At 69.6% G+C, this 25,395-nt stretch carries 24 protein-coding genes and 1 pseudogene; 12 read left to right on the forward strand and 13 right to left on the reverse strand.

The annotated features are described in order from the left end of the window. Window positions 1-21: 21 nt before the first annotated feature. Together ACFE7F_RS03895 and ACFE7F_RS03900 are read left to right on the forward strand one after the other, a co-directional pair. Window positions 22-276: a hypothetical protein gene (locus ACFE7F_RS03895; protein WP_375402530.1), complete on the forward strand. Its 255-nt coding sequence runs from the start codon at window positions 22-24 to the stop codon at window positions 274-276. A gap of 2 nt (window positions 277-278) precedes the next feature. Continuing rightward, on the forward strand, window positions 279-446 hold the full coding sequence (locus ACFE7F_RS03900) for a LysR substrate-binding domain-containing protein (RefSeq protein WP_375402578.1): 168 nt from the start codon (window positions 279-281) through the stop codon (window positions 444-446). Here the strand turns inward: ACFE7F_RS03900 and ACFE7F_RS03905 are convergent. Both ACFE7F_RS03905 and ACFE7F_RS03910 read right to left on the reverse strand, forming a co-directional pair. Continuing rightward, window positions 443-1,762 (reverse strand): ABC1 kinase family protein, encoded by a 1,320-nt coding sequence (locus tag ACFE7F_RS03905; RefSeq protein ID WP_375402531.1) that lies wholly within the window; start codon window positions 1,760-1,762, stop codon window positions 443-445. The two genes, ACFE7F_RS03900 and ACFE7F_RS03905, sit on opposite strands and share 4 nt — an antisense overlap. A 6-nt stretch (window positions 1,763-1,768) precedes the next feature. Next, complete coding sequence (locus ACFE7F_RS03910; RefSeq protein WP_375402532.1) at window positions 1,769-2,500, reverse strand: glycosyltransferase family 2 protein; 732 nt, start codon at window positions 2,498-2,500, stop codon at window positions 1,769-1,771. Window positions 2,501-2,673: 173 nt separating this feature from the next. Here ACFE7F_RS03910 and ACFE7F_RS03915 point away from each other — a divergent pair. Beyond that, window positions 2,674-3,036: pseudogene (locus ACFE7F_RS03915) on the forward strand (glycosyltransferase); the annotation flags it as partial. Window positions 3,037-3,552: 516 nt separating this feature from the next. Here ACFE7F_RS03915 and ACFE7F_RS03920 read toward each other — a convergent pair. Then, window positions 3,553-4,140: a class I SAM-dependent DNA methyltransferase gene (locus ACFE7F_RS03920; protein ID WP_375402533.1), complete on the reverse strand. Its 588-nt coding sequence runs from the start codon at window positions 4,138-4,140 to the stop codon at window positions 3,553-3,555. Beyond that, window positions 4,137-5,288: an acyl-CoA dehydrogenase family protein gene (locus tag ACFE7F_RS03925; RefSeq protein ID WP_375402534.1), complete on the reverse strand. Its 1,152-nt coding sequence runs from the start codon at window positions 5,286-5,288 to the stop codon at window positions 4,137-4,139. The genes ACFE7F_RS03920 and ACFE7F_RS03925 overlap by 4 nt, the downstream gene beginning before the upstream one ends. Window positions 5,289-5,376: 88 nt before the next feature. Here ACFE7F_RS03925 and ACFE7F_RS03930 point away from each other — a divergent pair, with 88 nt between their 5' ends. The 3 genes from ACFE7F_RS03930 (at window position 5,377) to ACFE7F_RS03940 (ending at window position 8,352) form a co-directional block, all read left to right on the forward strand. After that, the gene (locus ACFE7F_RS03930) at window positions 5,377-5,931 is read left to right on the forward strand and encodes a DUF2231 domain-containing protein (RefSeq protein WP_375402535.1); all 555 of its coding nucleotides are present in this window, start codon (window positions 5,377-5,379) and stop codon (window positions 5,929-5,931) included. A 63-nt stretch (window positions 5,932-5,994) separates the two neighbouring features. After that, on the forward strand, window positions 5,995-7,782 hold the full coding sequence (locus ACFE7F_RS03935; protein WP_375402536.1) for a diguanylate cyclase: 1,788 nt from the start codon (window positions 5,995-5,997) through the stop codon (window positions 7,780-7,782). 147 nt (window positions 7,783-7,929) lie between these two features. Continuing rightward, on the forward strand, window positions 7,930-8,352 hold the full coding sequence (locus tag ACFE7F_RS03940; RefSeq protein WP_375402537.1) for a phasin family protein: 423 nt from the start codon (window positions 7,930-7,932) through the stop codon (window positions 8,350-8,352). 75 nt (window positions 8,353-8,427) lie between these two features. On the opposite strand, the gene ACFE7F_RS03945 is transcribed toward ACFE7F_RS03940, so the two are convergent. The 9 genes from ACFE7F_RS03945 to ACFE7F_RS03985 form a co-directional block, all read right to left on the reverse strand. Next, the gene (locus ACFE7F_RS03945; RefSeq protein WP_375402538.1) at window positions 8,428-9,144 is read right to left on the reverse strand and encodes a TylF/MycF/NovP-related O-methyltransferase; all 717 of its coding nucleotides are present in this window, start codon (window positions 9,142-9,144) and stop codon (window positions 8,428-8,430) included. 142 nt (window positions 9,145-9,286) lie between these two features. Beyond that, complete coding sequence (locus ACFE7F_RS03950; RefSeq protein ID WP_375402539.1) at window positions 9,287-10,111, reverse strand: esterase/lipase family protein; 825 nt, start codon at window positions 10,109-10,111, stop codon at window positions 9,287-9,289. A gap of 31 nt (window positions 10,112-10,142) precedes the next feature. Then, window positions 10,143-10,682, reverse strand: a complete 540-nt coding sequence (locus ACFE7F_RS03955; protein WP_375402540.1) for a GNAT family N-acetyltransferase — start codon at window positions 10,680-10,682, stop codon at window positions 10,143-10,145. Next, a complete protein-coding gene (locus ACFE7F_RS03960) occupies window positions 10,679-11,752 on the reverse strand; it encodes an alpha/beta fold hydrolase (protein ID WP_375402541.1) in 1,074 nt (357 codons plus the stop codon). Before ACFE7F_RS03960 ends, ACFE7F_RS03955 begins: the two co-directional genes overlap by 4 nt. Window positions 11,753-11,880: 128 nt before the next feature. Then, complete coding sequence (locus tag ACFE7F_RS03965) at window positions 11,881-12,249, reverse strand: poly(R)-hydroxyalkanoic acid synthase subunit PhaE (RefSeq protein ID WP_375402542.1); 369 nt, start codon at window positions 12,247-12,249, stop codon at window positions 11,881-11,883. Between the two features lie 31 nt (window positions 12,250-12,280). Beyond that, on the reverse strand, window positions 12,281-13,852 hold the full coding sequence (locus ACFE7F_RS03970) for an efflux transporter outer membrane subunit (RefSeq protein ID WP_375402579.1): 1,572 nt from the start codon (window positions 13,850-13,852) through the stop codon (window positions 12,281-12,283). Window positions 13,853-14,031: 179 nt separating this feature from the next. Then, entirely contained in the window at window positions 14,032-17,259 is a 3,228-nt protein-coding gene (locus ACFE7F_RS03975; RefSeq protein ID WP_375402543.1) for a multidrug efflux RND transporter permease subunit, read from the reverse strand. Between the two features lie 8 nt (window positions 17,260-17,267). Next, complete coding sequence (locus ACFE7F_RS03980; RefSeq protein ID WP_375402580.1) at window positions 17,268-18,512, reverse strand: efflux RND transporter periplasmic adaptor subunit; 1,245 nt, start codon at window positions 18,510-18,512, stop codon at window positions 17,268-17,270. A 139-nt stretch (window positions 18,513-18,651) separates the two neighbouring features. Continuing rightward, the gene (locus ACFE7F_RS03985; protein ID WP_375402544.1) at window positions 18,652-20,007 is read right to left on the reverse strand and encodes a dihydrolipoyl dehydrogenase; all 1,356 of its coding nucleotides are present in this window, start codon (window positions 20,005-20,007) and stop codon (window positions 18,652-18,654) included. Window positions 20,008-20,126: 119 nt separating this feature from the next. Between ACFE7F_RS03985 and ACFE7F_RS03990 the strand changes: the two genes are divergently transcribed. The 6 genes from ACFE7F_RS03990 to ACFE7F_RS04015 all read left to right on the forward strand — a co-directional run bounded on the left by ACFE7F_RS03990 (window position 20,127) and on the right by ACFE7F_RS04015 (window position 25,368). Further along, window positions 20,127-21,245 (forward strand): radical SAM protein, encoded by a 1,119-nt coding sequence (locus ACFE7F_RS03990; protein WP_375402545.1) that lies wholly within the window; start codon window positions 20,127-20,129, stop codon window positions 21,243-21,245. Between the two features lie 4 nt (window positions 21,246-21,249). Next, the gene (locus tag ACFE7F_RS03995; protein WP_375402546.1) at window positions 21,250-21,906 is read left to right on the forward strand and encodes an HAD family hydrolase; all 657 of its coding nucleotides are present in this window, start codon (window positions 21,250-21,252) and stop codon (window positions 21,904-21,906) included. 37 nt (window positions 21,907-21,943) lie between these two features. After that, the gene (gene otsB / locus ACFE7F_RS04000; protein WP_375402547.1) at window positions 21,944-22,702 is read left to right on the forward strand and encodes a trehalose-phosphatase; all 759 of its coding nucleotides are present in this window, start codon (window positions 21,944-21,946) and stop codon (window positions 22,700-22,702) included. Next, window positions 22,699-24,090: a trehalose-6-phosphate synthase gene (locus ACFE7F_RS04005; RefSeq protein WP_375402548.1), complete on the forward strand. Its 1,392-nt coding sequence runs from the start codon at window positions 22,699-22,701 to the stop codon at window positions 24,088-24,090. The genes otsB and ACFE7F_RS04005 overlap by 4 nt, the downstream gene beginning before the upstream one ends. Before the next feature lie 261 nt (window positions 24,091-24,351). After that, complete coding sequence (locus ACFE7F_RS04010) at window positions 24,352-24,855, forward strand: hypothetical protein (RefSeq protein WP_375402549.1); 504 nt, start codon at window positions 24,352-24,354, stop codon at window positions 24,853-24,855. An 18-nt stretch (window positions 24,856-24,873) separates the two neighbouring features. Next, a complete protein-coding gene (locus tag ACFE7F_RS04015) occupies window positions 24,874-25,368 on the forward strand; it encodes a glycosyltransferase (protein WP_375402581.1) in 495 nt (164 codons plus the stop codon). Window positions 25,369-25,395: the final 27 nt, after the last annotated feature.

Raw genomic sequence — 25,395 nt, forward strand, 5'->3', positions numbered from 1 at the left:
GCCTATGAGCCTCAGTCAGCAATGGACCGTGATACTTGGACCGACCCGGTCGTTCTCGCGGTGATCGCGTCAGTGCGCTTGGGCGGGCCGGTCCGCACGGTCGTGGTCGTCTGGCCGGCGTATATCGCGGGGACGGACGGCCCGGAATTGCCGGAGGATCTGCTCGACCACCGGTCCCTCGTCTACCGCTACATGTCGTCCGGGCAGATCCACTGCTGGCCGTTTGAGCGGGACGGGCGAGAGGTCGCGCTCGCGACGCCGCGCTCGGCAGCATAGGGCTGGCGTGCCTATCGGAGCCGCAGGCGGCGGCGTGGTTGGCGGACGGAACGTTGGTCGAAGTGCTCGTCGACTGGTCGGTCCGAGTCGCGCCCAATTACCTGTATTATCCGAGCCGGCGGCAGATGAGCGCGGCGCTCCGCGCGTTCATCGACGCGATGCGGGACTAGAGATGCCGCTCCAGCATGGCGCGTACCGGCACGCGCGCCTTGAGGCGGCTGGCGAGCAGGAACATGCCGCCCGCCTTGCGCTGCAGGAACAGCGTGTCGATCGGGGGCAGGCCGTACAGCTTGCGCTCGGCCGCGAGCGCCAGGCCGCGGTCGCGGAGCGCCAACGTGAGCCCGTTGTCGCCGAAGTCGAATACGGCGTCCTTCCGAAGCGCGGCGGCGATCAGCTCGAACATGTCGAGCACCGCTTCCCGGTAGGGGGGCGGGGCGGCCGGATCGAACAGCCGGGCCGTCAGCAGCGCCCGGCGGGCCTCGTCGCGGTCGCCGGACAGCGCCGCGCGCGCCACCGCCCGGTGCGCGTCGGCGACGTCCGCCGCCATCGCCCGGGTCGCGCCAAAATCGAGGAGCACAATTTTTCGGGCCCGCAGATCGTAGCGGAAGTTCGCGAAGTTCGGGTCGGTCTGGATCAGGTTCCATTCGAACAGTTCGCGCAAGGTGAGCTCGACGAGCGAGGTCACGACGCGGTCGCGCTCGGTTTGGGACGCGGCGGTCAGGGTCTCGATCGGCGAGCCGTCGATGAACGACATGGCCAGCACGGCGGGGGTGGTCAGGTCGGGCTGGACCACCGGCACGACGAAGGCGGGGTCGCCCGCCAGCAGCGCGCCGAAGCGGGTAAGGTGCTCCGCCTCGAGCAGATAGTCGGCCTCGTCGCGCAGCTGGCGCTTGGCCTCGGCCAGCAGCGGCGCGACGTCGAACGTGTCGGGAACGACGCGCGACAGGCGAAGCAGGGAGGCGAGGTTGTCGATGTCGCCGTCGATGCTGTCGCGGACGCCGGGATACTGGACCTTGACCGCCAGATCGCGGCCGTCGCGGGTGCGCGCGCGGTGGACCTGGCCGATCGAGGCGGCGGCGATCGGACGATCGGACCAGGTCGCGAACCGGTCGCGCCAGCCCACGCCCCACTCCGCGTCCAGCACGCCGTGGAGCTGGCGCGCGGGCATGGGATCGGCGTCGGCGCGCAGGCGGGCCATGATGTCGGCGAGCTCGGGCGGAAACAGCTCGCCCGCGTCCATCGACAGGAGCTGCCCCATCTTCATCGCCGCGCCGCGCATGCTCGCAAGTCGGTCCGCCACCCGCCTGGCGTTGGCGGGGGTGAGCAGCAGGTCGCCGATCGCGGGCCGCTCGCCGCGCACGACCCGCTTCGCCCCGTCGACCAGCATCGACCCGGCGACGCCGCCCGCCATGCCGCCCAGGCGGGCAAGGCGCGACAGGCGGCCGGTGGGCACGGGCGCGCCGGCGCGCGGAGGTGTGGTCGTCATGTGCGCCTATATGGTGAGCGCGGGCTCGTCGGCCATGAGGTAGGGATGCGCGAGCATGCGCAGCCGCCCGGCGGCGAGGTCCGCGTCGTCGGCGATCAGTCGCTCGCCCGCCGCCGTGCGGTAGTGGGCGACGAGCGCGTCCATCCGGCCGAAGCGTGCGCCCGTCGCGGCGACGTCGACGAAGAAGCGCCAGTCCTCGCAGGTGCGAAAGCTCGGATCCCAACCGCCGGCCGCGTGGACCGTCCGGCGGCGCACGATCGACCAGCTCGTGCCCAGCACGTTCCGCTCCCGAAGCGCGGCGCGGATGTCGCCGCCGTCCCAGCCGCGCTCGCGCGGGCCGACCGCGCCGTTCCGTTCGACACGCGCGAAGTCGCCGACCACGACGTCGAGATCATCGCGCTCGCCCGCGCCGAGCAGGGCGGCAGCTGCGTCCGGCAGCCAGAGATCGTCGCTATCGAGGAACGCGGTCCACTCCGCCCCGCACGCCGCGATCCCGGCATTGCGCGCGGCGGACGCGCCGCCGTTGCGGGGCAGGGCGAGCGGGACGACCGACGGATGCGCGCGCGCGAGAGATCGGATCACGTCCACGCCGTCGTCGTCCGAGGCGTCGTCGACCACCACGATCCGGGACGCCGGACGGCTCTGGGCAAGGACGCTCGCGACCGCGTCACCGACCACGTGGGCACGATTGTGCGATGGGATCACGACGTCGTAGGTCGGGAAAGACGCCCGTAGCATGAACATCGGCCCTCAACGATCGAAGGACCGCGCCGGGCCCTGCACCCGCATACTATGCCTCGGCGGTCGAGCGACCTACGTCGGAGCGAGAAAGGCCGACCGCACATGACGACCGTCACCGACCAAGCCTTTCGAGCGCTTCCTTGAGCGCCGAGCCCGCCGTCGCCGTCGCCGTGCCGGTCAAGAACGAGGAAGACGAGATCGGCGGGTGCCTGGCGGCCCTTGACCGCGCGGCGGCGTTCCATCCCGGTCGGGTAACGATCGTGGCGCTCGCCAATGATTGCACGGACGGCACGGCCGCCTTGCTCGCGCGCACCCGGCTGCGTCATGCGCGCCTGCGCTGGTCGGCGGTGGCGCTGCCCGCCGGCAGGCGACATGCGGGATGGGCGCGGCGGCTGGCGTTCGACGCGGCCGCGGCCGAGTTGCGGGACGAGGGCGACCTGCTGTTGTCGACCGACGCCGACACCGCCGTCGCGCCCGACTGGATCGCGCGCAACGCCCGGCACCTGGCGGCGGGCATCGACGCGGTGGCGGGGCGCGCTTTCACGGCGCGTGCGGGACGCGCGGCGCTGGGCGCGGCGGCGATCGCGCGGCTGAACGCGCTCGGGCGTTACTACACCGCGCTCGACTGGCTGCGCGCGCGGGCCGAACCCGAACGCCACGATCCATGGCCGCGCCACTATTACGAGGGCGGGGCAAGTATCGCGTTGACGATGGGCGTCTATCGCCGGATCGGCGGTGCACCGTTCCCGCCCGTGGCCGAAGACCGCGCGCTGTTCGACCGCGTGCGCGCGCATGGCGGGTTTGTCAGGCACCCGATCGACGTGCGCGTATTCACCTCCTGCCGTCCCGCCGGCCGCGCGCCGGGCGGCATGGCGGATACCGTCGCCGGGTGGATCCTTCAGAGCGAGGACGCGCCGCTGCACGAGACGTACCGGGTGGACGCCGCACTCGCCCCCTCGCGTGCGGACGCGGGGGACCGGCTCACTTTCCGCACGCTGCCCGCCGCCATCGCCGAGGCGCGCGACCGCATTCGCGCGCTCCGGTCGGCGTCAGCGGCGGCTCCACAGATCGAGCCGGTATTCCGGTCGTCGGTCGCTTTGGACCACAAGGACCGCGTCGCCGAGGTGCCCCAGCAGCTCGCGCACCGCATCGTCGCCGGAGCGGGGATAGTCGGTCTCGCCGGTCCAGTGGACGAGGAGGAGGTGGCCGCCCGGCCGCGCCGAGCCGGTTAGCCACGCCGCCAGCCGCGCGATGTCGTCGCCGTCGAGGTAATAAACGACCTCCGACAGCAGGATCAGGTCGAACGTACCCGCGGGCGCCTCGCCGGGCATCGGTCGCAGCTCGAAGGCGACATGCGGCAGATCGGCGCAGCGCGTTCGCGCGGCGGCGAGCGCGGTGGGGGATACGTCGACCGCCAGCAGCCGGTCGCAGCGCGGGGCCAGCCGCGCGGTCAGCACGCCGTTGGCGCATCCCACCTCCAGCGCGTCGGCGTAGCTGGAGCGGGGCAGGGCGGCGAGCGTGCGGTCGTATTTGGCGGCCTCGTAGGGGCTGGTCTCGAAACCCCAGGGATCGCCCTTCTCGCGGTAGAGCCGTTCGAAATAGTCGGGCGCGATCGACCGCTCGCGCCGTCCGCTCACCACCAGGGCTCCTCGCCCGGCTCGTCGCCCCAGCGGTCCGCGTCGAGCCAGGCGGCGGCGGCCCGGTCGCGCGCCTGGTCGGGAGCGGGTTGGCGCAGATAGAGGCCGAGATCGCGGGTGATGCGGTCGATCCGGCTGTCTTCGAAGAAGGATGCGGTACCCACGCCGCGCGCGGCCGCGTCCATGACGAGCAGCCCCGCCTCCTCGACGACGCCGCGCGTCATGAGCACGAAGGGAACGGCGCGCGGATCCGCCGCCTCCGCCATACGCGCGGCGCGGCGGACCCACATACCCGCGCTCCGCGCCGCGACCACGCAGTCGGCGAAGCGGCGGCGCTGGACCGGATCGTCGCCTTTGCCGGTCCGGACGAGATGGTCGCGCAAGTGACGAACCAGCGCCTCGACCGCGCCGAGTTGGACCGCGGTGAAGCGCCACGCGCCCGCGCTGAAACGGGGTTCGCGTTCGTAATCCCCGGGCGCGCCGATCAGCGCGTCCGGGCCGACGATCAACCCGTCGAAATCGTACAGGCCGCTGCCGGTCGCGCGCATCCCGCGCACGCGCCACGCGCCGTTGTCGGACCGGTCGGCGTGGTCGGCGATGTCGACCAACACCAACTGCTTGCCGCCATCCGGGAGCCCGGCGGTGATCAACGCCGCGTCGATGTGGCCGCCGCCGGTGGCGAAGCTCTTGGCTCCGCCCAGCCGCCACCGGCCGTCGCCGGCCGGCGCGATCGTCATGCCCGGCGCGGGTTCGGTGTTCCAGACTCCCGCCACGCGGCCCCCGGCCAGGAAGGCGCGCTGCCCGTCATCGCCGTAGGCGTCCACGAGCTGCGCGGCGTTGACGTGCCCTTCATAAATGCGGCCGAGGCTTAGATCGGCCCCGCCGACCAGCCGCAGCACCCGGTCCAGCGTATCGACGGCCTCGACCGACGGCACCGTCGTAAAGCCGGTCAACGCGCCCGCCGCGTTCAGCGCGTCCAGCCGGTCGGCGGGGAAAGTCTCCGGGCCGTTGGCCTGGTTCCATCCGCGCGCGAGGGCGCGAACCGCTTCGACGATCCCGGGGTAAGGCGGCCGAGCCGGAGCTGAGATGATCGGATAGGGGTCGGTCCGCCGCGCCGCCGTCGTCTGAATCATGATCAACCAACGCATCCGATCGTGGGGTGTTGCACGGAAAAGGGGAACGCGAGCCGCGCACCGTCGTTGGACGGGCTACGACATTCTTTTCAAAGGCATCTCCATGGCGTCGGCGGCGGTCACGAAATTCAATGACGTAGTGAATCCAGTCGACGGCGACCGCGATCATCCGATCCGCGGCGTGCCGAGCACGGCGGCGATCGGCGGACATCCGATCCACCCGATAATCGTGCCCTACCCGATCGCGTTTCTGACAGGCGCGGTGGCGAGCGACGTGGTCGCGCGGCGGACGGCCGATCCGTTCTGGTCGCGCGCATCCCGGTGGCTGCTCGGCGCGGGCGTCGTCACCGGTTTGACGGCTGGAGCGGTCGGCGCGGTCGATTATTTCACGATCAAGCGCGCGCGCGAGAAGAAGACAGGCAGGCTCCACGCCTATGGCAACCCGTTGGCGATCGGCCTTGCGAGCGCGAGCCTGCTGGCGCGACGGAACGACGGCGACCAATCGCCGGGCAATGCCGCGTTCGCGCTCAGCCTGCTGACGGCGGGGCTGGTCGGCGTCACGGCCTGGGCGGGAACGGAGCTGTCCTATCGCCACATGGTCGGCGTAATCGGCGCCAACGATCAACACGACCATGCGGAAAAGCAAACGGTGGCCTGAACGGCCCGGCGCCGTTCGACAAGGCTAACCCGATCTTCACCGACTTCGGTCTAGATCGGGGTAATGGTCGCCGTGCAGCTGAGGATCGGGCGAACCGCGATCGTGACGGGCGCGGCGTATTTGGCCGTCGCGACCGCCACGATCGGATTGACGCGTTTCGGCGGCGGCGTCGCGGTGTTGTGGTTGGCGAGTTCGGTACTGATCGCCGGGCTGATCGTCTCCCCGCGTCGCCACTGGTTCGGCATACTCCTGCTGTGCGCCTGCGCCAGCATGACCGCCACTGCCACCGTCGGCGCCGGCCCGGCGGCGGCACCGATGCTGGCGGCGCTGAACATGCTCGAAGGCCTGATCGCGGCCCTGCTGATCGAGCGGTTCCGGCTTCCGCGCGACCCGCTGAACTCGCTCGGCAGCCTGGCCCGGCTCGTACTGGCGGTCGGGGTCGTGGCTCCGGGCGCGAGCGCGCCGTTGGCGGCGGCGGTCGTCGCGAGCGCGACCGGAACGCCGTTCGGATCGAACATGCTGCTCTGGTTCACGGGGCATGGCCTGGGCAACGTGACCGCGGCACCGATCTTCGCTCTGTTCGCATCGGGCGCCGTCGGGCGTTGGACGCGGGCGGCGTCGCGTGAGCGGCGACTGGAGGCGGCGGGACTGCTCGGGCTCGTGGCGGGCGTCGCAGTGGCCGTATTCGCGCAGGATACGCTGCCGCTGCTATTCCTGCCGGTGCTGCCGGCGATCGTGGCCACTTTCCGCATCGGCCGGATCGGCGCTGCATCGGCCGTGCTCATTATTGCCGCGGTCGGCGGAACGCTGACCGCTTACGGCTCGGGTCCGGTGATGCTGATCCACGAGGACTCGGCGTTCCGCGCCCAGTTCCTCCTGTTCTACCTCGCCGTGACGTTGCTGACCGTCCTGCCGGTCGCGGCCGAGTTGCGGCATCGCCGCGCGGTGTTCGACCGATTGCGCGAGAGCGAGGCGCGGTACCGTCTACTGGCCGACCACAGTTCGGACATCGTCCTCAACGTCGATCTCGACGGCGTCGTCGGTTACGCCTCGCCGTCCATCGCGCAACTGAGCGGGTATACGCCGGCGGCGGTGGTCGGGCGGCGGGCGGTGGAGCTGGTGACGCCCGAACACCAGAACATCGTCACGCGCGCGCACCGGGCCGCGCTGGCGGACCCGGACGGCACGGAAATCGCCGAATGCCGCGCGATCACCGCATCGGGCGAGGTGCGCTGGTTCGAGATCCACACCCGCGGCATTCGCGACGAGACGGGCAGGGTGGTGGGCGCGGTCAGCGCCATCCGCGACATCGAAGGGCGAAAGAACGTGGAAGGCGAGTTGGCGCGCGCCGCGGCGACCGATCCGTTGACGGGGCTCGCCAACCGACGCGCGTTCGACACCGCGCTCGACCGCATGCTGGGCGAAAGCGCGGGCGGAAGCGGCGATGGCGGTGAGGCCGGCTGCGTGGCGATCATCGATCTCGATCATTTCAAGCTGGTCAACGACCGGCACGGGCACGACGCCGGCGACCGCGTACTGGTCGCGGTCGGCCAGTGCGCGCGCGGGTCCCTGCGCGACGGCGACCTCATCGCGCGGCTCGGGGGCGAGGAGTTCGGCGTGCTGCTGCCCGGTGCCGACCTCCAAAACGCCGCAGCGGTCTGCGAGCGGTTGCGCCGGACGGTCGAAACCCTGTCGGTGCCGGTGCCGGGTGGGATGCTGGGCGTGACCACCAGCGTCGGGCTCGCCCCCGTCGCCGCGGGCGTCACGCGCGCGACGGTCCTGCGCATGGCCGACGAGGCGCTGTACCGCGCCAAGGCCGAGGGACGGAACCGGCTCCGCGTGACCACCTGAAGCGGAGAAGGCCGGTGCGCTCGGCGAGACGTTCGCGGCGACGCGTCCGGCCGTCGTGAAACCAACCGCCGCGCCGCCGGTTGAAGCGAACGAAACCAAGCCGGCACATAGATCAAGAAGGCCGGCTAACCGCTGAGGAGAACGACGATGGCCGAGACGAACGAGAAGCAGGGCGGGGAGATTGGCGCGAACGCCGGAGCCGCCGCGGGCGCCGCCGCCGATCGCATGCGCGACGGCGCGCAAAAGGCGCAAGGAGCCTTCAGCGAACAGGTGGTCGAGCCGGCCAAGCGCGCGGGCGAGGCGATGCGCGCCGGCGGTCAGAAGGTCGCGGAGAACACCTCGCAGATCGGCGTCAAGATGATCGACCAGGCCCAGAACAACACGCAGGAGGCGTTCGACGCCATGCGCCGCGCCGCGCAGGCCAAGGACCTGTCGGACGTCATGCGCATCCAGGGCGACTACCTGCGCGAGCAGAGCACCAGGTCGATGACGCAGGCGCGCGAGATCGGCGAGCTGATCATGCAGTTCGGCCGCGACGCCGTCAGCGGCATGCGCGGCGGCCAGTCCTAACGATCCCGGCGCCCCCTCTCGCTTACGCTTGGGAGGGGGCGTTGCGTCCTTCCCAGCGGCTCGCAGGCCGCCGCCTTACGCCTTGATGGCAACCCGCCCGGTATAGTCGATGCGGTTCAGCAAGATCGGGCTGTCCGCGAAATACTCGTCGACGGCTTTGCGCGCGCCGTCCCAGTGGCCGTAATCGTCGATGATCAGAACGCCGCCGGGCTGCAGGCGGGGATAAAGCTGAGCGAGTTCGTGCTTGGTGGATTCGTACCAGTCGGTGTCGAGGCGGAGCACGGCGATCAGGGGTGGTGCCACGCCCGGGATCGTGTCCTCGACCTTCCCCGCGACGTAATGGATCAGATCGGCGGGATACCCGGTCGACGCAACGTTGCGCCGTACCTCGTCCAACCCCGCCCTGGCCCAGACGAGATCGTCGCCATCCGCCGTGGAAAGCATATCGGCGGCCGAGGCGCCGGAACCTCTTTCGCGGTCCGCGCCGGTCGGCTCGGACATGCCGTCGAACGTGTCGTACAGGTAGAACTCGCGGCCGGGCGCGCCGCTGGCGAGCATCGCCGCCATGCTGCTCCCGCCGCGCCACACACCGCATTCCACGACGGCGCCCGGGATGCCCCGCGCGTCGACGTACCGCACCGCTTCGATCAGCGCCTCCAGCCGTTCGACCGACGTCATGGTGAACGGTCGGCACGCGTCGATGATCTTCCGGGTATCGTCGCTCAGCTGGCTGACGAAGTCGGGAGCGGCACCTTCGATCCGCCGCGCGACCGCACGCATGACCTGTGCCACTCGAGCGCGAACCATTCCGTTTCCCCTTGACCATCACGGTCTTGGGCCGGGCTGATCCTGCACGAGAGCAACCGTGTCAATCTTTGCTTCGGCCGATCGACCCGGGTGTGTCGTCCGGACGTCGAACGCACCGCCTCGCCGATCAGGCGTGCCCGACCTGCGGATATACGATCCGGCCGAACCCGCGCCGCTCGAAGGGTGTCCAGGCGTCCTCGGGCTGGGCGAGCCGGTCGGCGACCGCGAACAGCACCGACGGGTTGACGCCGAGCCCGCAATGGCTGCCATGCACCTCGATATTCTCGGTCGTGGGCGTAACGGGCTCGCGGCAGTTCTGCCATGCGACCACGCCGTCCTCGCGGCTGTAGATCGCGGTCGACGGCACGGGCGGCGGCGCCGCGCTTTCGGCGAGTTGGCCGCGCGTATGCGGATCATCGATCTTCTGGCCGGTCATCGCCTCGTACAATCGCCAGACGTTGGTGGCGCGAGGCGACCCTGCGAAGGGTGATCCGAGCGTGATCACCTGGCGCACCGTGTCGGGCGCGCGTCGCGCAACGAGCCGCGCCATGACGCCGCCGAGGCTCCAACCGACGAGGCTGACCGTCCGGCCGGTCTCTTGGTGAACTTCGCGCAACTTGGCGACAAGGTGCTCGCCCTCGCGCCCGATCGCGCGGGGGCCGAGGTTGCGGCCCAGGTCCCACGCCCGTGCGTCGTAGCCCAGCCGGGTCAGGAAGCGGCGGAGCACCCCCGTCGATGCGTCGCCGGTCATGAAGCCGGGAAGTACGAGCACCGGGTGTCCGTCACCAAGCGGCGCGGCGGCCATGAGCGGACCGACGGCGGCGGCCAGCGATCCCAGCTCCGCGAGCGCGCGCGGCAGCTCGGTCAGCGCGAGGAAGGCGGACGGGGGACGAACTTGATCGGCCGCGCGGGGCTCGTGAATGGCGGTCGCCATGGTAGGGCTTGCTGTCATATGATTGTAATGCATTGCAGCATGAAATAGTTCAATCCACACCGAAGGCTTCGTTGCGTGCCGCGACCCGCCCCGCATCGTAGGACAGGATGGCAAGGTCGAACAACTCGCCGGCCGGGCTGCATACGTGATCGCGGAGCAGGGCTTCGCCCCGAAACCCTAAACTTTCGAACAACGTGACGGCGCCCGTCTGGTCCGGGGTCATCCGCGCGGTCAGCTTGGTCAGCCCGCGCTCGCCGGCGATGGCGAACACGCCCTCCAGAAGATCGCGGCCTAGCCCCGCGCCGCGCCGGTCGGCGGCGACGAGCAGCCGTACCTCGCCCACATGCGGGCTCCAGCCCAGCGGATCGCGGACGAGCGCGGCCGTGCCGATCAGCGCGCCCGTTTCATCATCCTGGGCGACGAGGCTGTCGATCCAGCCCTCTGCGATCGCGGCGAGCCATGCTTCGACGACGCGCGGGTGGCGCAGGTCGCGGCCGAGAAAAAGCAGGTCGTGTTCGGGCAGCGCGGCGGCGAAGGCGGCCATACCCATGCGGTCGGCGGGCTCGAAGCGGCGGACGCGGTGGCTCATGTCGATCGAACCCCCAGCCACTGGTCGAGCTTCGGCCATAGCCGCTTCACCGCGTTGCCGCCCGCGACCAGGCTGACATGCCCGCCCTTGAGCACGACTTCTTCCTTGTCGGTCGCGCCGACCATGCCGAGGAGGGGCGCGGACGCCTCGGTGGGGACGATATGATCGTGCTGCGCGGCGACATGGAGAAAAGGCGCGGTGATGGCGCGGAGGTCGATCCGACGCCCGCCCAACTCGAGCGTACCGTGAATCAGCCGGTTCTCCCGCAACAGCAGCTTGACCGTTTGACGGAAATACTCGCCCGCGAGCGGGAGGATGTCGGTGGCCCAGCGGTCGAACATGCGGAAGGAGCGGACATATTCGTCGTCATGCAGCCCTTCGTACACGCGCGCGATCGTGGTCGCGCGGGTGCCGGGGCGGAGCATGTCGAAGGCGGTATAGAGGTAATCGCCCGGACAATTGCCGAACGTGTCGACCAGACGGTCGACATCGAAAAACCGCCGGTCGGCCCAGGCCTGGAACATGGCCAAGCGCGAGAAATCGACGGGGGTGGTGAAGGTGACGAGATTGGCGAGCTTGCCTCCTCCCTCCAGGGCCGCCCATAAAAGCGAGAGTACGCCGCCAAAACAATATCCTATGACGCTTACGTCGGGCTGGCCGGTCTCGGCGGCGATGCGGGCGACCGCCTGCGGCAGGAAGTCGAGGACGTAGCTTTCGAGCGTCAGCGCTTTCTCGTCGGCGCGGGGCGGGGCCCAGTCGAGCATGAACACGTCGAAGCCGGCGTCGAGCAGGTACTCGATCAGGCTTTGGCCGGGCACCATGTCGAAGATGTAGCCGCGATTGGTGGTCGCCGTGACGAGGAGGATCGGCACGCGATAGACGTCGTCGACGCGCGGGCGGTAGCGGTAGAGCCGCATGGTGCCGCGCTCGATCAGCACCTCCTTGGCGCTGACGCCGAGCACCGGGGCGGGCGAGGTGAAATAGCCGAGCCCCTTGATGTTGCGCGCCATGGCCCGTTCGAACTCGCGCCTGGCGATATCGAGGAGGTCGGGTCCGGGAGCGGTGGCCATCCCTTACTCCGTCATGCCGGACTTGTTCCGGCATCCATCGTTGTACCGACCCGCAGCCGTCCGAGTACGCCCAGCGATGGACCCCGGAACAAGTCCGGGGTGACGGTGGTGGGCAAACGACATTACCTTCACCCCTCGGCCGGCACCGGCGGCTTGCGGCCGCGGGTCGGACCGGTCGAGACCGGCTTGTCCGGTGCACTCCGGCCAAGCGCGTCGATCTTGGCTTCCATGCGGAACAGCGCGCCTTCGATGCGGGCGAGGCGGGCGGACAGGTCCTCCACTTCGCCGCGGCTGGGCATGTTGGCGGCGGCGAGCGCTCGCTCCATCAGGCCATGGAACGCGGCCTGCGCCTGCGCCGACGCGTTGCTCGCACCGCCGATCAGGTGCGCCATCTCGTCGGTCCGGAAACTCTGCCCGCCGACCGAGTTGGTCAGCTTCTCCCATTCGCCGATCATGGTGCGGAACAGCGCGGCGGGATCGGGCGGGGTGGTCGACATGGCCGCATCCTCGACCCGCGACCCACGTCCGTCAAGGGCGGCGGCGTGGTGCTTCAGGCGTGGGCGAAGGCACGGGAAGCGGCTCGTCGGTGCGGCGCGCGCCCGATGCGCTGACGGGCACCGGTCCGGTCGCGGTCGTCTCCAGGGTCGCGTCGCCGCCGAGCGCACGGTAGAGCGCGACGCGGTTGGTGGCCGCCGCGAGCTGCGTCGCCACGAAGGTGCGTTGCGCGGTGTAGGCGGAACGCTGCGCGTCGAGCAGCGTCAGGAACGTGTCGATCCCGCCCCGGTAGCGCGCATCGTTGAGGCGGAGCGTTTCGTCCGTCGCGTTCACCAGCAGCTGGCTGGCGCGAAGCTGTTCGGCGATCGTGCCCTGCCGCGCGAGCGCGTCGGCGACCTCGCGAAAGGCGATCTGGATCGCGCGCTCGTAGCCCGCCAGCGCGGCGTCGCGCTGAGCGCGGGAGAACTCGACATTGGCGCGCGCCGCGCCCGCGCGGAAGATCGAATAGCTCGCGGTCGGCGATACCGAATAACTGAACGCGTCGCCGGTAAACAGGCGGCCGAGCGCATTGCTCGCGAAGCCCAGGATGCCCGTCAGCGAGATGCGCGGGAACAGCGCCGCACGCGCCGCGCCGATCTCGGCGTTGGTGGCGCGGAGATCATACTCGGCCTGGACCACGTCGGGACGGCGCAGCAGCACGCGGCTGTCGAGCCCGGCGGGGAGGACCGCCAGCGTCGGCGCGGCTTCCTCGATCGAGGCGGGAAGGAGGGTGGGATCGACGCTCGCTCCGACGAGGAGGGTCACCGCATTGACGTCCTGCGCGACGAAGGTGCGCTGTTCGGCCAGGTCGGCTTGCGCCGTAGCGAGGACCTGCTGCGCCTGCGTCAGGTCGGACCGGGGCACGATCCCGCCTTCCAGCCGCGCGCGCGTCAGGCGAACGCTCGACTCCGCGCTCTGAGCCGTACGCTCGGCCACGCGGAGCAGCGACAGGTCGGCGGCGTAGGTCAGCCAGCCTTGGGCGATGTCGCCGACCAGGATCAGCCGCGTGGCGCGCGCGGCGGCCTCCTGCGCGAAATAGCGCTGCTGGGCGGCGCGGGTCAGCGAAGCGACGCGGCCGAACAGGTCGATTTCGAACGCGGTCACGCCGATGTTGGCCTGGAACAGGCTGCCCCCGCCGCCGCCGGTGACCGTGCCGGTGTTCCCGCCAGCGCCGCCGGGGTTGGTGCTGCCCCCCGTGCCGGTTCCGGTACCGCCTGTCCCTGTCCCAGTCCCGCCGGTGCTGGTCCCGCCGTTGTTGCCGGTGACGGTGCCACCACCACCGCCGCCGTCCGAATATTGGTAGCGGCCCGTAACATCGACGCGTGGGAAGCGGTCGGCGCGCTGGATACGGTAAAGCGCGCGCGCCGAGCGGATGTTGGCGACCGCGATGCGCAGGTCGCGGTTGTTGACGATCGCCTGTTCGATGATCGCCTGCAGCCGCCGGTCGCGGAACATTTCGCGGTAGGTGATCGCGGGCAGCGTCGCCTCCGATTGCCGGAGATAGGCGTCGCCCACGGGCCAGGAGGGCGGCACCGGCGGCTCGGGCCTGGCGAGCCGGGGATCCATCGAGCAGCCGGCCAGGGCGAGACCGAGGAGCAGCGTAAGGTACCTCGATCCCTTCTTCGTCACCCCGGACTTGTTCCGGGGTCCATCGGTGTGCGTACGCCGCTCTTGCCAGGATCGTGCAACGATGGATGCCGGAACAAGTCCGGCATGACGGATCGAGGGGTCGAGCGAAACGACACTCATACCGGCTTCGCCTCCGGCTCGGCGCGCTTGCCCTGGAAGCCGGTCGGCTTGCCCCTCATCTTGGCGAGGCCGTCGCGCACGCCGCGGCGGACGAGGATGAAGAAGAACGGGATGTAGAAGATCGCCAGGATCGTCGCGGTCAGCATCCCCCCGATCACCGCCGTGCCGATCGCGATGCGGCTGTTCGCGCCCGCGCCCGTCGAGATGGCGAGCGGCAGCACGCCGAAGATGAAGGCGAGCGAGGTCATCAGGATCGGCCGCAGCCGCAGGCGCGCCGCTTCCAGCGCGGCGTCGATGACGCTGGCACCCTTCTTCTCGGCCTGTTCGGCGAACTCGATCACCAGGATCGCGTTCTTGGCCGCCAAGCCCATCGTCGTCAGCAACCCGATCTGGAGATACACGTCGTTGATCAGCCCACGCAACGTTACCGCGACGACCGCGCCGACGAGCCCGAGCGGGATGATGAGCAGCACGGCGACCGGGATCGACCAGCTTTCATAAAGCGCGGCGAGGCACAGGAACACGACGAGCAGCGACAACCCGTACAGGATCGGGGCCTGGCCCGAAGACAGCGCCTCCTGAAAACTCAGGCCCGACAGCGCGATCGAGGTGCCGGGGATAGCGGCCTGCAGCTCGCGTATCCGCGCAAGCGCCTCGCCCGAACTCCGTCCCGGGGCCGACGAGCCCTGCAATTCGTAGGAGGGAATGCCGTTGAACCGCGCCAAGGTGGTCGGTGCCTGGCTCCAGCTCGACCGCGCGAAGGCGGAGAAGGGCGCCATCTGGTTCGATCCGCCCCGGACGAACCATTGGTCGATGTCGTCCGGGCTGTCCCGGTAGGGCGCGTCGCCCTGGACGTAGACGCGCTTGACGCGTCCGCGATCGACGAAATCGTTGACGTACTGACCGCCCCAGGCGATCGCCAGCGTGCTGTTGACGTCGGCCTGGTTCAGCCCGAGCGCGGCGATCTTCTGCGCGTCGCTGTTCACGTTCAGCGTGCCCACGTCGGGAAGCTCGGTCTGGCGCACCGCGGCCAGTGCCGGGTCGGCGCGGGCCGCGGCGAGCAGCTTGGCGGCGGCCGCCTTGAATTCGGCGGCGGACAGGCCGCCGGTATTCTGGAGCTGGACGGTGAAGCCGTTGGATTGGCCGAGCCCCCGGATCGCGGGCGGCGCGAGCGCGAACACCTGCGCGTCCCTGATCCCCCGCAGCGCCGCCGAGGCGCGCGCGACGATCGCCTCCGCGCCGTTCTCCTCGCCCTCGCGCAGCGACCAGTCGCGAAAATTGATGAACCCCTGGCCGGTATTCTGTCCCGCCGCCCCGCCGCCGCCGCCGCCCGACACGGTGAACATGACGGAGGTGTTGGCCTTTTCGTGCGTGAAGAAATAATCCTCGACCTGGCGTTGGACCGGATAGGTGCGGCCCTGGGTCGCGCCCGGGGGCAGCTGGAACTGGACGATCGCGTTGCCCTGGTCCTCCGTGGGCAGGAACCCCGTCGGCAGCCGCAGGAACAACACCGCGAGCAACGCCACGGTGCCGGCATAGATCAGCAGGAACAGCCACTTGCGGGCGACCAGCACCCTGACGCCGGCGACATACTTGTCGACGCCCCGGTCGAACGTCCGGTTGAACCAGTCGCGCGCGCGCGCGGTCGCCCCGGCGACCCGAGGCAACTTGCGCGCCGTCCAGCCTTCGCGAACCGGATCGCCCGCCTCGTCGCGTTCTTTTCGCTTGAGCAGGCTGGCGGTCAGCGCGGGGGTCAGGATCACGGCGACCGCGACCGACAACAGCATCGCCGACACGATCGTGACGGAGAACTGGCGGTAGATGACGCCCGTCGATCCGCCGAAGAACGCCATCGGCAGGAACACCGCCGACAGCACCAGCCCGATCGCGACCAGCGCGACGGTGATCTCCTCCATCGACTTGATCGTCGCGTCGCGTGGGCTCAGCTCGGGGTCCTCGTCCATCAAGCGCTCGACATTCTCGACCACCACGATCGCGTCGTCGACGAGCAGCCCGATCGCGAGCACCAGCCCGAATAGCGTCAACGTGTTGATCGAAAAGCCGAACAGATAGAAGACCGCGAGCGTACCCAGCAGCACGACGGGCACCGCGATCGTCGGGATCAACGTCGCCCGCCAGCTCTGGAGGAAGACGAACATGACGACCACGACGAGGATTACCGCCTCGACCAGCGTCTTGGCGACCTCCTCGATCGACAGTTTGATGAAGGCGGTCGAGTCGTTGGCGTAGCCGAAGGTCAGCCCGGCCGGAAAAGACTTGGCCGCGGCTTCGACCTGAGCCTTGACCAGGTCGGCGGTCTCGAGCGCGTCCGCGCCCGGTGCGAGGTTGATCGCGATCCCCGCGCCGGGATGGCGGTTGATGCGGGTCAGCGGCAGGAAGTTCTCCGCGCCCAGCTCGACCCACCCCACGTCCGACACCCTGACGGTCGCCCCGGACGGCGATGTCTTCAGGATGATGTCGCGGAATTGCTGCGGGGTCTGGAACCGCGACTGGGCGGTGACCTGGACGTTCAGGAGATTGGTCAGCGGCTGCGGCTGACCGCCGAGCTCGCCCGCCGCGACCTCGGTGTTCTGCGACCGGATCGCGGCGACCACGTCGCTCGGCATCAGCTGGACGCCCGCGAGCTTGGCCGGATCCAGCCAGACGCGCATCGCGTATTGCGACCCGAACACGGTGGTGTCGCCCACGCCCGGCGTCCGCCCGAGCGGCTCCTGGAGCGTCGAGACGAGGAAGTCGGACACATCGCGGCCCGTCAGCCGGTCGGTCTCGTCATAGACGCCGACGATCATCAGGAAGTCCGGGTTCGACTTGCGGACGACCAAACCTTGCTGCTGCACCTGTTGCGGCAACCGCGCGATCGACGCCTGGACCTGGTTCTGCACCTGCACCTGCGCGATGTCGGGGTCGACGCCCTTGTCGAAGGTGGCGGTGATCGCGACCTGCCCGCGTGAGCTCGATTGCGACTGGAAATAGATCAGGCCGTCGATGCCGGTCAGCGACTGCTCGACGATCTGCGTGACCGAGTTCTGGATCGTATCGGCCGACGCGCCGGGATAGCTGGCGCGGATCGTGACCTGCGGCGGCGCGACGTCGGGATATTGCGCGATAGGCAGCGCGAGCATCGCGCCGATGCCCGCCAGCATGACGATGATCGCCAAGACCCAGGCGAAGATCGGCCGGTCGATGAAGATGCGCGAAAACATCGGTCAGGTCAGCCGTTCTTGCCGCCCTTGGCCTTCATCTGTTCGGGCGAAGGCGGGCGGACGCGTTGCGGCGTGTCGGCGGGGACGGGGCGCACGGACGAACCCGGCCGCATGGAGGGCAGCAGGCCTTGCGTGATCACCCGGTCGCCGGGGTTCAATCCCTTGGTGACGACCCACGACTGCCCCTGGGTGCGCTCGGCGACGACTTGTCGCTGAAGTGCGCGGTCGCCCGGTCCGACGATGAACAGGGTGGCCCCGCCCTTGGCGTCGCGCGTCACGGCGGGCTGGGGCACCAGGAAGGCGCGGGTGTTGATCGCCTGCGCGAACTGCGCCTGGACGAACATGCCCGGCAGCAGCAACCCTTGCGCGTTCGGGAAGCGCGCACGGAGCGTCACAGTGCCCGTCGTCTGCTCGACCAAGACTTCCGAGAACTCGACGGTGCCCGCATAACCGTAATCGCTTCCATCCTCGAGCTTGAGGCGGACCTGCGCGCGGGCGGGGATGATCCCGGTGCCGCCGCTCAGCGAGCGCCGAAGCGAGAGCAGCGCGGAGGCGGATTGCTGGATGTCGACGAAGATCGGATCGAGTTGTTGGATCGTCGCCAGCGGATCGATCTGGCTCGTCGTGACGAGTGCGCCGACGGTGAACAGCGACCGCCCGATCCGCCCGGTGATGGGCGCGGGAACGGTGGCGAAGCGTAAATTTACCCGCGCGGTCTCCAACGCCGCGCTGTTCTGCGCCACCGCCGCCCGGCTCTGGCGCGCGGTGGCGGCGGCGTCCGTATAATCCTGCTTCGATACCGCCTCGATCTCCGCGAGTGGGCGGAATCGCGAGGCGCGTACGCCTGCCGCCTCGGCGGTCGCCTGCGCGGCGGCGACGTTGGCCTGGGCCTGGTTCACTGCGGCGCGGTATAGCGAGGGGTCGATCTGGTAGAGTGGCTGCCCGCGCCGGACGATCTGGCCTTCGTCGAAGAAGCGGCGCTGGACGACGCCCGACACCTGCGGCCGCACCTCCGAGCTTTGAAATGCGACGGTGCGCCCGGGCAGCGTCGCCTCGAGCGCGACGTCGGTGGGCTGGACGACGACGAACCCGACCTCGGCCGGAGGGCCACCGGGGCCGCCCGGGCCCTTGCCTTTGCCCTTACCCTTCTCCTGGGCGCCCGCACCGCATGCGGCCAGGGAAAGGGCGAGCACCGATACGGTGAGCGCGCGCAGGCGACCGCCCGCTTCAACGACTGACCGCTCCACCCGCATCTCCCGCAATCCGGCGTCGGCCGGGGCATTCCGCAATGCAACACGGACCACACCCGTGCAATCGCATTCGGGATCGGCTCCGATCGACCCGTCGGCGGCTGCCTCGCCATCGCCCCATGTACGCTTGCTGAACATCGGTTCAGGCCAGCAATTCGCGCACCGCTCCGCGCAGAACCTCGGCGACCGTCGGATGGTAGAGCGGCAGATCGAGGAACTCTCGCGCGGTCAGCCCGCGCCCGACCGCGAACGCCAACAAATGCGCGACGTGCTCCGCCTCCGGCCCGACGATCGCGCCGCCGATCAGACGGCCGTCCGCGTCGGCATAGACGCGCGCCACACCGCTCGCATCCGGCCCCTCGTCGATCCGGACCCGGCCATTGTCCGCAAAATCCGCCCGGCCGATCCGGTGCCCGTCCGGCAGGTCGTCGAAATCGCACCCGACGAGCGCGATGCCCGGATCAGTGAAGGTCATCGACAGGAAAGGCGGGCGCGAATCCGCGCAGCCGCCCGACACCGTCCGGCCCGCGGCCTCGCCCTCCAGCCGCGCTTCGTGGAGCACCGGCCGGTCGGGGCTGGCGTCGCCCGCGATGAACACCGCCGACGTCCCGCACCGACGTGTCAGCGCGTCGAACGAGGGCGTGCCGTGATCGTCGAGCTCCAGCCCCGCCGCCTGGAGTTCTAACGGCTCGAGCTCGGGTCGCACGCCGCTCGCGGCGAGGACCAGATCGAACTCGCCGCCGCCGCCCGTCCAGCGGAGCACGATCGCTCCGTCCGCCAAGTCCGCCGATTCCAGCTCCGCCCCGAGATGCAGGTCGAACGATTCGGCCAACGCGGTGCGCGCGACTTCGGCCGCTTCCGGATCGGCGAGCTTGGATACGACATCGCCCGCGTCCACGACCGTCACCGCGACGCCGAGCCAGCTGAACGCCTGCGCCAGCTCCAGTCCGAGCGCGCCCGCGCCGAGCACCAGCAGCCGCCCGGGCAGGTCCGCGATCTCGAAGATCGTCTCGTAGGTGTGGACCCGGTCGCCCAGCCCGTCCAGCACCGGCGGCACCACCGGTCGGCTGCCCACCGCGATAACCACCGCGCCTGCCTCCACGACGGGTCCGTCCTCGATCCGGAGCGTCGTCGGCCCCGCGAAGCGCGCCGAACCCTCGATCCGCAGATCGTCCGGCGTCTCCGACCAGCCGCCCCGCGCGCCTGCCGCGAACCGGTCGCGCTCGGCGCGCAGACGGCGCATGACCGCAGCTCCGTCCACCGCAACCGCATCCGTGTGAACCCCGAACAGCCCGGCGCGCCGGGCCCGGTCCGCCGCGCGTCCCGCCGCGAGCAGCAGCTTGGACGGCATGCACCCGACGCTGGCGCAAGTGGTCCCGCCCGGCCCGCGTTCGATCATCACGGCGCGCTTGCCCGCCGCCTCGGCGACGCGCCGCGCCTCCAGCCCGGCCGTCCCGGCCCCGATGATCGCCACGTCGCACGTCACTGTCTCGTTCATGCGCGTCCAAGCATCGGCGCGGCCCGCAAGTTCCCGGGAACAAAGCGCCGTCGTCGGCCGGTTGGTCGGGTATGGCCACCGCCGCACCCTCGTCCCCGCATCTCTTTCAGGACCCCGTGGTGGGCAAGCCGGTGCTGGACCCGATACCCGTAATCGCGGGCGATCTCGATCCGCGTCCCGGTCCGGCACGCCAGTGGCGGCCCAAGCACGTGCTGGTGACCAAATCCGCGCTGGAATGGGATCACGGCCGCGCGATCGCCGAGCGCGTCGCGGGGCTGGGCCTCGACCTGGTCGAATTGCCGAGCGACCGCGTCAAGCTCGACTTCTCCGACGATCCCCGGCGGCAATATGCCGAGTCGAAGGCGACGATGGCGGTGGTCGTCGCGCCGCCGAGCAAGCGCAAGCTCCAGCCGATCGCCCCGTCCGCCGATTGGCGCGTCGACCTGGCGGAGGGTTGCCCCGCGCATTGCTCCTATTGCTACCTCGCCGGGTCGCTCAAGGGCGCGCCGATCACCCGCGTCTATGCCAACCTGCCCGAGATCCTGGACGAGATGCCGCGCCATCTGGGGCAGGGCACGATCACCTCGCGCTCAAAGACGCGTCGGCACGAGGGCACCACATACGAGGCGTCGTGCTACACCGATCCGCTCGCGATCGAGCATCTGACCGGGTCGCTGTCGGCGCTGGTCGAGTATTTCGGTGGCTGGGAAGAGGACGCGCAGCTCCGCTTCACCAGCAAATTCTCGAGCGTCGATCCGCTGCTGCGCTTGGTGCATAACGGGCGCACCCGGATGCGCGTGTCGCTCAATCCCAAACCCTATGCGAAGTTCGAAGGCGGTACGAGCCCGGTCGCGCAGCGCATCGCGGGCATGCGGCGGATGGCGGAGGCGGGGTACCTGGTCGGCCTAACCATCGCGCCGATTATCGCCGCGCCGGGGTGGGAGGCGGCGTATGGCGGGCTGATCGACGACATCGCCCGTGCTCTGGACGGGTTGGACCCCGACCTGACCGTCGAATTGATCACCCACCGCTTCACCGAAGGGTCGAAGGCGGTGCTCGACAGCTGGTACCCCGGCTCCGCGCTCGACATGGGACCGGACGGGCGATCGCAGAAGCGTACCAAGTTCGGGGCGATCAAGCATGTGTACGAAAAGGAGGTGATGCTCACGCTACGCCGCTTCTTCGAGGCGGAGATCGCCGCCAAGCTCCCCTCCGCGCGCATCCTGTATTGGACCTGAGACCATGCGCATCACCGCTGTCCTGTTCGACATCGACGGCACGCTGGTCGACTCGAACGACTTCCATGCCGAGGCGTGGGTTCAGGCGTTCGCCGCGCACGGGCACGACATCGATCGCGCCGCGATCCGCGCCCAGATCGGCAAGGGCGCCGACATGCTCGTGCCCGCGCTGACTCCCGGCGCGTCGGAGGAGGAGACGGAGACGCTGGGCGAGGCGCATGGCGAGGCGTTCAAGGGCAAGTATCTGGAGCAAGTCCGCCCTTTCCCGAGCGCACATGATCTGATCGTCCGCGTCCACGAGGCCGGGCTAAAGGTCGCGCTCGCGTCCTCGGCGTCGAAGGGCGAGCTCGACCATTATGTCGAGCTGCTCGGCATCGCGGACTTCGTGGACGCGACCACGACGATCGATGACGTGAAAAACTCCAAGCCCGCCGGCGACATCGTCGCGAGCGCGCTGGGCAAGCTCGGCGTGGAGGCGGGCGCGGCGCTGTTCGTCGGGGATACGCCCTACGATATCGAGGCGGGTGCAAAAGCAGGCGTCGCCACGATCGCGGTGCTGTCCGGCGGTTTCGCGCGCGAAACCCTGACGGATGCCACGGTGGTGTACGACGATGCGGCCGCTCTGCTGGCGGCATTTCCGAAGTGGGTGGAGGCGCGCTGACACGGAACACGTCCCGACCGAGCAGGTTCTCACCGCGATGCCCGCAACCGACCTGCGTCCCGCCGCGCCCCCGCTCGACCTTTTCGCCTCCGCCTACCTCGTCCTCGATTTCGACGGTACGCTGGTCAACCTCGTCGATCGGCCCGACGCGGTTAACGTCGACCCCGAACTCCGCGCGCTCCTCGCCCGGCTCGCGGGCGCGTTGCCCGGCCGCGTGGCGATCGTCAGCGGGCGGTCGGTCGCGCAGCTCCGCGCGATGCTGGGCGATGCCGCGGACGGGATCGCGCTCGCCGGCAGCCACGGCGCCGAGATCGCGGACGCGGGCCGGGGGGAGGACGGGTGCGGTACGGTTACGCCACCGCCCACTCTGAATATCGTGGCCGCCCGGATGCACGCCTTCGCCGCGAGCCGTCCCGGCGTCGTGGTCGAGCCCAAGACGCTCGGCGTGGCGCTCCATTACCGCCTCGCGCCGTGGCACGAGGCCGACGCGGTCGCTGCGGCGCGCGCGCTCGCCGCCGAGCACGGGCTCATCCTCCAGCACGGCAAGATGATGGCGGAGGTGCGCGCGGACGGCGACAAGGGCAGGGCGGTCACGCGGCTCGCGGCGACTGCGGGCTTCGCGCCGCTCATGTTCGGCGACGACGTGACCGACGAGGACGGATTCGCCGCCGCCGCCGCGCTCGACGGGGCGGGGGTGCTGGTGGGCGAGCCCCGGGAGACGCAGGCGGCCCACTCGCTTGCCGACGTCGCGGCCGTACGACGCTGGCTGACGCATGCGCTGGACCGCGCCCGGTGAGCCGCCTCGTCGTCATCTCCAACCGCGTCCAAAGCTTGCGGGGGCCGACCGCGCGCAATCAGGGCGGGCTCGCGGTCGCGTTACACGGGGCGCTGCGCAAGGAGGGCGGCGTCTGGTTCGGCTGGTCGGGCGAGACGGTGGAGACCTTTACCGGTGCGATCGACCTGGAGCAGGCGGACGACGTCGCGATCGCGACCGTCGATCTCGAACCGCAGGACGTGGACGAATATTATAACGGCTACGCCAACCGCAGCCTGTGGCCGCTGTTCCACGACCGTATCGACCTGACCCGGTTCGAGCGCGATTTCGAAGGTGGGTATCTCCGCGTCAACCAGCGTTTCGCGACGACCGTGCGCCCGCTGATCGGCGCCGGCGATCCGCTCTGGGTGCACGACTACCACCTGATCCCGCTCGGCCGCGAGCTGCGCCGGTTGGGGGTGACGAATCGCCTCGGCTTCTTTCTCCATATCCCATGGCCGCCGTCGCAGATCCTGATGTCGCTTCCCAGCCACGAGCCGTTGGTGCGCAGCCTGTTCGAGTACGACGTGGTCGGCTTCCAGACGCGGGACTGGCTCGACGCGTTCCTCCATTACGCCGATCGTCATCTCGGCGCGGCGGTGGGGAAGGACGGCGCGGTGACGTTGGGCGAGCGCACCATCCGCGCAATCGTCGCGCCGATCGGCATCGACGCGAACGAGTTCGAGACCGCCGCGCGCAGCGAGTGCGCCTGCTTCGCGCGGGATCGCCTGCATATGAGCGCGACGGGGCGCTCCATCATCGTCGGGGTCGACCGGCTCGACTATTCGAAGGGCCTGCCCGAGCGATTCGCGAGCTACGAACGCTTTCTCCTCCGCTACCCCGACCTGCAGGGGTTGGTGCTCATGCTCCAGATCGCGCCGCCCAGCCGCGAGAAGGTCGATACCTACCGCGCGATCCGCGCCGAGCTCGACGGACTGTCGGGCCGCATCAACGGCGAGCACGCCGACATCGATTGGGTGCCGATCCGCTACGTCAACAAGGGATATCCGCGCGAGGAGCTGGCGGGCATCTACCGCGCCGCGCGCGTCGCGCTCGTCACGCCGCTGCGCGACGGCATGAACCTAGTCGCCAAGGAGTATGTCGCGGCGCAGGATCCGGACGACCCCGGCGTGCTGATCCTGTCGATCTTCGCGGGCGCGGCGGCGCAGCTGACCGACGCGCTGCTCGTCAACCCGTACAGCGCCGACGAGGTCGCCGACGCGATCGCGCACGCGCTGTCGATGCCGCGCGAAGAACGCACCCGCCGCTGGCGCGGGCTCATCGAGAATATCCGCCGCGAAGACGTGTTCTGGTGGCGGGACCGCTTTCTCGGTGCACTCGCGCGCGCTCCCGCACCGCGCCATGCCTGAATACGCGCGCTCGGCATGCGAAACCGTGCGGCCGAGAAACGATGAGGGTGCCCGCCCCCATGTCTCATTGTGGGATCAACAGCCTCCACGTAAGCTTCGACGCGCTATCCGTGGCGGTTCAACGGTCCCCGCGCGAGCCGACACGACATCTCGAACCGCAGCTTCGCACCGCTCAACCGCATTAATTGGCGGATTGAAGGCGTCACATTCTTCAATCCTTGCCCTCCGAAGCGTTTCGATCTGATCCACGCATTCAATCGGATGCCGATCGGCACGACACCATACGTGATCGGCTTCGAGTCGCATCTGCCACGCGCCTTCTGTCTTGAATCGACCAGCTATTATGCGGCGCTACGACGCTCTCTCGCCAGCAGACGCTGTCGCGGGATCGTCGCCATCTCGCACTACGCCGAAAAGGTGTTCCGCGCAGCGCATGCCGGATCGGCCGAGTACGACGCGATAGCGTCCAAGCTTCAGACACGTTATCCGAACGTCGATCTCGGAGAGTTTACCGACCATTGCGATGATCTCGCGGACGCACCAACCATACGTGTGACCTTCGTCGGAGCGCACTTTGCGCGCAAAGGCGGTTGCGTGGCGGTCAGGCTTGCGGAACTGGCCGCCGCGGCCGGGGTACCGCTCGAGATAACGATCGTCTCGAAGCTCGAAATGGGCGGCGGGATCTGGACCGATCCACTCCGCGACGGCTTCTTCGATACTTGGCGCGATCGGTTGAAGCATCCGTCGATCCGCTGGATCGAATAACTCTCCAACAAGGAGACGCTGTCGCTGTTCGAACGCTCGCATTTCGCGCTGCTCACCACTTTCGGCGATACGTTCGGCTACAGCGCCATCGAGGCGATGCAGGCCTACTGCCCGGTGATCGCCACCGACCAGGGCGCGCTCGGCGAGTTTATCGACGACGGCCGCAACGGTCATCTGCTCTCCCTAGATACGAACGCGCTAGGCGAATGGGTCGGGTCGGACGGGTCCGATCGCGGTGCGCCCGCATTCGAACGGTTGTTCACCGACGAAGTGGAGCGACTCGCCCGGGACACCCTGGCGCGTATCGTCGCTGCGATGGACGATCCCGCCGCTTACCGCCAGATGAGGGTGGCGGCGCGTACGACGGTGGCGGAACGGTTCGGAAGCGTCTCGGCCAACGCATATTGGGACGGGCTGTACGATGCGGCCGTCAACTCGCAAGCGTCGATCGGATCGTCCTGTAGGCCGTCCGTCTTTGACGGTGAGGGAACCATCGGCGTCTCCCAATCATAGTCGGGATGGCTGCAGGCGAGCGTAGGC

It is taken from the genome of uncultured Sphingomonas sp. (assembly GCF_964235535.1).
Lineage (GTDB): Bacteria > Pseudomonadota > Alphaproteobacteria > Sphingomonadales > Sphingomonadaceae > Sphingomonas.

What these genes read in the sequence shown, in the direction of transcription:
- ACFE7F_RS03895 (WP_375402530.1), top strand. Translation starts at nt 22, where the DNA reads ATGGACCGTGATACTTGGACCGACCCGGTCGTTCTCGCGGTGATCGCG.
- ACFE7F_RS03905 (WP_375402531.1), bottom strand. Translation starts at nt 1,762, where the DNA reads ATGACGACCACACCTCCGCGCGCCGGCGCGCCCGTGCCCACCGGCCGC.
- ACFE7F_RS03910 (WP_375402532.1), bottom strand. Translation starts at nt 2,500, where the DNA reads ATGCTACGGGCGTCTTTCCCGACCTACGACGTCGTGATCCCATCGCAC.
- ACFE7F_RS03925 (WP_375402534.1), bottom strand. Translation starts at nt 5,288, where the DNA reads ATGCGTTGGTTGATCATGATTCAGACGACGGCGGCGCGGCGGACCGAC.
- ACFE7F_RS03930 (WP_375402535.1), top strand. Translation starts at nt 5,377, where the DNA reads ATGGCGTCGGCGGCGGTCACGAAATTCAATGACGTAGTGAATCCAGTC.
- ACFE7F_RS03935 (WP_375402536.1), top strand. Translation starts at nt 5,995, where the DNA reads ATGGTCGCCGTGCAGCTGAGGATCGGGCGAACCGCGATCGTGACGGGC.
- ACFE7F_RS03940 (WP_375402537.1), top strand. Translation starts at nt 7,930, where the DNA reads ATGGCCGAGACGAACGAGAAGCAGGGCGGGGAGATTGGCGCGAACGCC.
- ACFE7F_RS03950 (WP_375402539.1), bottom strand. Translation starts at nt 10,111, where the DNA reads ATGACAGCAAGCCCTACCATGGCGACCGCCATTCACGAGCCCCGCGCG.
- ACFE7F_RS03955 (WP_375402540.1), bottom strand. Translation starts at nt 10,682, where the DNA reads ATGAGCCACCGCGTCCGCCGCTTCGAGCCCGCCGACCGCATGGGTATG.
- ACFE7F_RS03960 (WP_375402541.1), bottom strand. Translation starts at nt 11,752, where the DNA reads ATGGCCACCGCTCCCGGACCCGACCTCCTCGATATCGCCAGGCGCGAG.
- ACFE7F_RS03965 (WP_375402542.1), bottom strand. Translation starts at nt 12,249, where the DNA reads ATGTCGACCACCCCGCCCGATCCCGCCGCGCTGTTCCGCACCATGATC.
- ACFE7F_RS03970 (WP_375402579.1), bottom strand. Translation starts at nt 13,852, where the DNA reads ATGGATCCCCGGCTCGCCAGGCCCGAGCCGCCGGTGCCGCCCTCCTGG.
- ACFE7F_RS03975 (WP_375402543.1), bottom strand. Translation starts at nt 17,259, where the DNA reads ATGTTTTCGCGCATCTTCATCGACCGGCCGATCTTCGCCTGGGTCTTG.
- ACFE7F_RS03980 (WP_375402580.1), bottom strand. Translation starts at nt 18,512, where the DNA reads ATGCGGGTGGAGCGGTCAGTCGTTGAAGCGGGCGGTCGCCTGCGCGCG.
- ACFE7F_RS03985 (WP_375402544.1), bottom strand. Translation starts at nt 20,007, where the DNA reads ATGAACGAGACAGTGACGTGCGACGTGGCGATCATCGGGGCCGGGACG.
- ACFE7F_RS03995 (WP_375402546.1), top strand. Translation starts at nt 21,250, where the DNA reads ATGCGCATCACCGCTGTCCTGTTCGACATCGACGGCACGCTGGTCGAC.
- otsB (WP_375402547.1), top strand. Translation starts at nt 21,944, where the DNA reads ATGCCCGCAACCGACCTGCGTCCCGCCGCGCCCCCGCTCGACCTTTTC.
- ACFE7F_RS04010 (WP_375402549.1), top strand. Translation starts at nt 24,352, where the DNA reads ATGCCGATCGGCACGACACCATACGTGATCGGCTTCGAGTCGCATCTG.